Origin of the sequence: Streptomyces sp. MnatMP-M17 (assembly GCF_900091995.1) — a bacterium.
GTDB lineage: Bacteria > Actinomycetota > Actinomycetes > Streptomycetales > Streptomycetaceae > Streptomyces.
On sequence record NZ_FMDK01000431.1, the window covers coordinates 1 to 4364 of the forward strand.

General features: G+C 70.0%; 5 protein-coding genes. 2 read left to right on the forward strand and 3 right to left on the reverse strand.

Annotation, left to right across the window (positions count from 1 at the left end; translation table 11 throughout):
- The first annotated feature begins 52 nt into the window (after positions 1-52).
- Positions 53-607: a hypothetical protein gene (locus GA0115259_RS19620; RefSeq protein WP_093598733.1), complete on the forward strand. Its 555-nt coding sequence runs from the start codon at positions 53-55 to the stop codon at positions 605-607.
- Between the two features lie 99 nt (positions 608-706).
- Complete coding sequence (locus GA0115259_RS19625; protein WP_176732596.1) at positions 707-1198, forward strand: hypothetical protein; 492 nt, start codon at positions 707-709, stop codon at positions 1196-1198.
- A gap of 151 nt (positions 1199-1349) precedes the next feature.
- Here GA0115259_RS19625 and GA0115259_RS19630 read toward each other — a convergent pair whose 3' ends face one another.
- Genes GA0115259_RS19630 through GA0115259_RS19640 form a run of 3 tightly spaced genes read right to left on the reverse strand, consistent with a single transcriptional unit; the run spans position 1350 to position 4277 of the window.
- Positions 1350-2408 (reverse strand): NAD-dependent epimerase/dehydratase family protein, encoded by a 1059-nt coding sequence (locus tag GA0115259_RS19630; protein ID WP_093598736.1) that lies wholly within the window; start codon positions 2406-2408, stop codon positions 1350-1352.
- A 52-nt stretch (positions 2409-2460) separates the two neighbouring features.
- Complete coding sequence (locus GA0115259_RS19635) at positions 2461-2979, reverse strand: hypothetical protein (protein WP_093598739.1); 519 nt, start codon at positions 2977-2979, stop codon at positions 2461-2463.
- Positions 2976-4277 carry a molybdopterin-dependent oxidoreductase gene (locus GA0115259_RS19640; protein ID WP_202450151.1) on the reverse strand — a complete coding sequence of 434 codons (1302 nt, stop codon included), beginning with the start codon at positions 4275-4277 and terminating at the stop codon, positions 2976-2978. The genes GA0115259_RS19635 and GA0115259_RS19640 overlap by 4 nt, the downstream gene beginning before the upstream one ends.
- Positions 4278-4364 lie beyond the last annotated feature (87 nt).

Sequence of the window (4364 nt, forward strand, 5' to 3'; positions counted from 1 at the left end):
GGCCCGGCGTTTCCCAACGCCGGGCCGCCAACCCCACTGGAAGGAAAGACTTTTGGACTTCATCGATGAGGAGGCCCGGATACACGCGGCGCTCAGCGCTCTCGGCATCGAGGTGCCCGACCGACTGCACCAGGCCCACAGCGACGACGCGGGACTTCGCCGCGCCGCATTGTGGGCGCTGTTGTGGCGCACGGCCGGAGCCCGCCTCGCCGATGCCACCGAGGGCAGCGGCAACTACGACTACCTCGTCAGCGCGTACGAATGGCCGATCGCCGAAGACCAGCCTCGCCGAGCCCTGCACGAACTCCGGTTCACCTGCGCCCGCGTCGAGGTCATGGCCAGCTCCGTGGCACCGTGGTCGGTGCCGGTGAGTACGGGAGGCGAGGACGAACTGACCGTCGACGGCTGGGCGGCAGCCGCGTTCTGCCTGATAGAGGGCGCCGACGCCCTGCTCGGCCCTCTGGCACATCACTCCAGCACCGCGAGCGCCGCGCACGATGCCGTCGGGCGCTGCCGACATCTTCTCGGCCGAGCCCAGGAGTACCTCGACCGGATCACCGAAGCGATCGGCGACGAGGACCTCGGACCATCACCGAGAGACCGTTGAAGAGCTCTTCATCGTCCCGCTCAGCCCCGCACTGAACGAACGGCCGCCACCACTCGTATCCCTCGATACGCCCAGCCCCACCCGTGAAAGGGACAACCGGTGACGGCCCGTCGTTCGTACCGACCGCGTACCGCCGCGCTCCTCGCGGTACTCCTCATGCCCCCGCTCGTCCTGGGCTGCTCGGCGGCGTCGTCTCCGCAGAGCAAGAGCAGCTCTCAGGCGCCGAACAGCGACAGCCGCGTGACCGCCGCACCCGCCAATGTCGAGAAGATCGCTTCCATGACGAACTGCACCGTCGAGCTGCGCACCGAGGCGGATGAACTTCGCGAAGGGGTATGCGTCACACCGCAGGGCAACTGGATCGTGACGACCTTCCCGGCCGAGAAGTTCAAACGGTCATGGCTCGACGCCGCGAGCATGTACGGCGGCACCTATCTCGTGGGGCCGAGATGGGCCATCAGCGGCGAGTTGACCGTACTCAAGACGCTCCGCAAGAAAGTCGGCGGCGAACTCCAGGAGCTGCGCGGCATCGGTTCCCCTGCTCCCTCGGACCCGTCCCGCGCTTCAACCGACCCTCAGGGACAGCCGTAGATCGGCGACCTCCGACCTGTGGCGCATTCCTCCTCGTTCCACTGTGAGCGTGAGGCCGAATGCTTGGTGGACGGGAGCTTTGCGGTCGGGCTCGGCGGAGAGGAGTCTGACCCGGTCGGCACAACGGCTGGGCGTCTCGGCAAGCAGCTGATCAAGTGGTCACAGTCGGCCGGAGCGTGGTCCGTGCGAACTCCGCCATGCCGGCCGCGAAGCCGGTTGCCGGAGTCCAGCCCAGCTCCTTGCGCAGTCTGTGGGAGGACGCGGTGATGTGGCGGACATCCCCAAGGCGGTATTCACCCGTGATGACGGGCGCGGGCCCGCCGTGGGCACTCGCCAACGCGGCGGCCATCTCGTGGATGGTGTGCGGTTCGCCGCTGCCTGTGTTGAAGGCCGTGAGCGCGCCCGGCGGTCGGTCCGGCAGCGTGGCCAGTGCGAGGGCGTTGGCCGCTGCCACGTCCCGGACGTGCACGAAGTCCCGTCGCTGTCGGCCGTCCTCGAAAACCCGGGGTGCCTCGCCGCGTTCCAGGGCGGAGCGGAAGAACGAGGCCACCCCCGCGTACGGCGTGTCCCGGGGCATGCCAGGACCGTAGACGTTGTGGTAGCGCAGCGAGACGGCCCGGCCGTGGGTCGTCCGTGCCCAGGCCGCCGCGAGGTGTTCCTGGGCGAGTTTGGTGGCCGCGTAGACGTTGCGCGGGTCGGCAGGCGCGTCCTCGTCGACCAGTCCGGTCGCCAGTTCGGCCCCGCAGTGGGGACAGCGCGGCTCGAACCGGCCGGCGTCGAGGTCGGCGACCTGGCGTGGCCCCGCGATGACCCGGCCGTGTCGGGAGCAGTCGTAGCGGCCCTCGCCGTAGACCACCATCGAACCGGCCAGAACGAGAGCGCGCACCCCGGTCTCGGCCATGGCGGCGAGCAGGGTCGCCGTGCCCAGGTCGTTGCAGGAGACGTATACGGGGGTGTCGGCGAAGTCCGGGGTGAGCCCGACCATCGCCGCCTGGTGGCAGACCGCGTCCACGCCGCGCAGAGCGGCCACTACGGCCTCCCTGTCGCGGACGTCCGCGCGGATCATCTCTGCCTCGGCCGGTAGCGGGAGCGCCCCGTGGGCGGACGACAGCAGGGCGTCCAGGACGACCGGCTCGTGTCCGCGGCCGATCAGGTCGGTGACGATGTGCGAGCCGATGAAACCCGCACCGCCGGTGACAAGGATGCGCATGGGACGGAGCCTTCCGGAGTTGGTGGATGAGTGGTATGGCCGGTCTGCCCGGTCACTCGGACGGGCTGTCGGGCGCCGCGGGCTCTGAATCGGTGTGCGGACCGGATCGGTCGCGGAACGCGAGGGAGGCCACGTACCAGATGGCCGAGGCAGCGAAGAGGGCTGCGGTGATGAGCAGCCAGCGGCCCAGGAAGACATCGGCACTCAGCCCTGTCGTGACCGTGTATCCCGGAACCCGGCGGAGTACCAGCGGGTACCAGACGAGCAGCAGGAGCAGGGAGACAAGGCCCGGGACCCGGACGTGGTTGATCAGGGCCGCCCGGTCGGAAGCCCGGTCCGTGGACGTGGTGGCGCCCGCCGGTAGCAGTCGCCGCACCGCGCGGTCGAGGAGGGTGTAGAGGGGCAGCAGTACCAGGTCGTGCACCAGGGCGGCGCCCACGAACCAGACGGCGACGGCCAGGGCGTTCGCATCCAGCAACCGGACGCCCGCGTACGCGGTGAGGGCGAAGGAGCAGAGGATCAGCAGCAGATGGAGCGGGGAGCCGCCGTAACGGGCACGGAAATACCTCACGAGACGGCTCCCGACTCCGTGGCCGGGGTCGTTCCGAAGGTGAGGGTCGTGACCCATTTGGTGTTGTGGACGCCCGGGTTGGCGGGGACGATGATCCGCGCCGGATAGCCGTGGTCGAGCGACAGGTCGGCGCCGTTGACGCGCAGCGCGAGCAAGGAGCGCGGATTGCGGACCTGGTTGTCCCGCAGGACCGTGGAGCCGAAACCTCCGCTTTGCAGGGAGTCGACCCGGACCGAGGGCAGGTTCTCGTGCAACCCCACCAGGGCCGCGAGATCGGACAACCGCACTCCGCTCCAGTGCTGGTCCTCGGTGGACCACCCCTCCACACAGGCGATGGGCAGCCAGGCCGAGTGCTGCGGCAGGCGGAGCATCTCGTCGCGGGTGAGCACGACCTCGCGGGAGCCGCCGCGCACCACGAGCCGCCAGCCGGCGCCCGTGTCCTCGACCCGGATGCCGACGTCCGCGGCCGTCTTGTTGATCGGGAAGGCGTTGGGACCCTGCCCGGGGTTCCGGCCGTGCGGAGCGAGCAGGGCCGTCCGCCGCAGGCTGCCGCCGATGCTCTGACCGGCCGTCACGACCAGCAGTGCCAGGGAGGCGAGGCCCACCGTGCCGAGGATGCCGCGTCGCGACATGGTCGGCGGGGCGGGCAGCGGGGAGACCAGGCCGGTCCGGTCGGGCGGTTCAGGGTGGGTGCCGCTCAGAGGGGTGCGCAGTTCGGTGCGCAGCCGCCGACTCCGCAGCGAGCGTGCCACCACGCGGAGACGGAAGGCGACGTGCACGACGAACGCGCCGATGAACACCCAGGCACCGTAGAAATGGAGGGTGTAGAAGGAGCCCGGAAAGATGTAGTGAAGCTGGATGTTGAGCAGACCGGTGGCGAACTCGAACAGGGCGCCGCCGACGAGCAGCAGCAGGGAGAGCCGCTCCAACGCCTGGCTGGGCGAGCGCAGCGGCGGCCAGGTGAACAGCTTCGGGATGACGGACCACAGCTTGGCCAGCAGCACGGGGACGAGGACGACGCCGAGTGTGACATGGACGCCCTGGGTGACCCGGTAGAGCCAGGACGGACCGGTCGGCCAGGCGAAGAGGTAGAAGCCGAGCACTCCTTTGTCCGGTGTCTGGTCGTTGATCGGGGACAGGTTCGGGTTGTAGGCCGCGTAGGAGAGCAGGCCGGTCACGAAGAGCACCGTGATGCCGATGAGCAGGACCAGCCCGAGGACCGAGGTCAGCCACGGCCCTCGCAGCGGGCTGCGCCAGAATCCCGGTCGGGACGGCCCTGGTGGTGGCCCGCCCGTCAGCCGGGCCACCAGCCGGGTGCGGGAAGACTCCGGTGCGCGCGTGGAGCCTTCCGGGACGGGGCCGCCGATCCGTCGGCCGGCCTGGTC

Coding starts and splice junctions, on each gene's coding strand:
- GA0115259_RS19630 (WP_093598736.1), bottom strand. CDS start 2,408: ATGCGCATCCTTGTCACCGGCGGTGCGGGTTTCATCGGCTCGCACATC.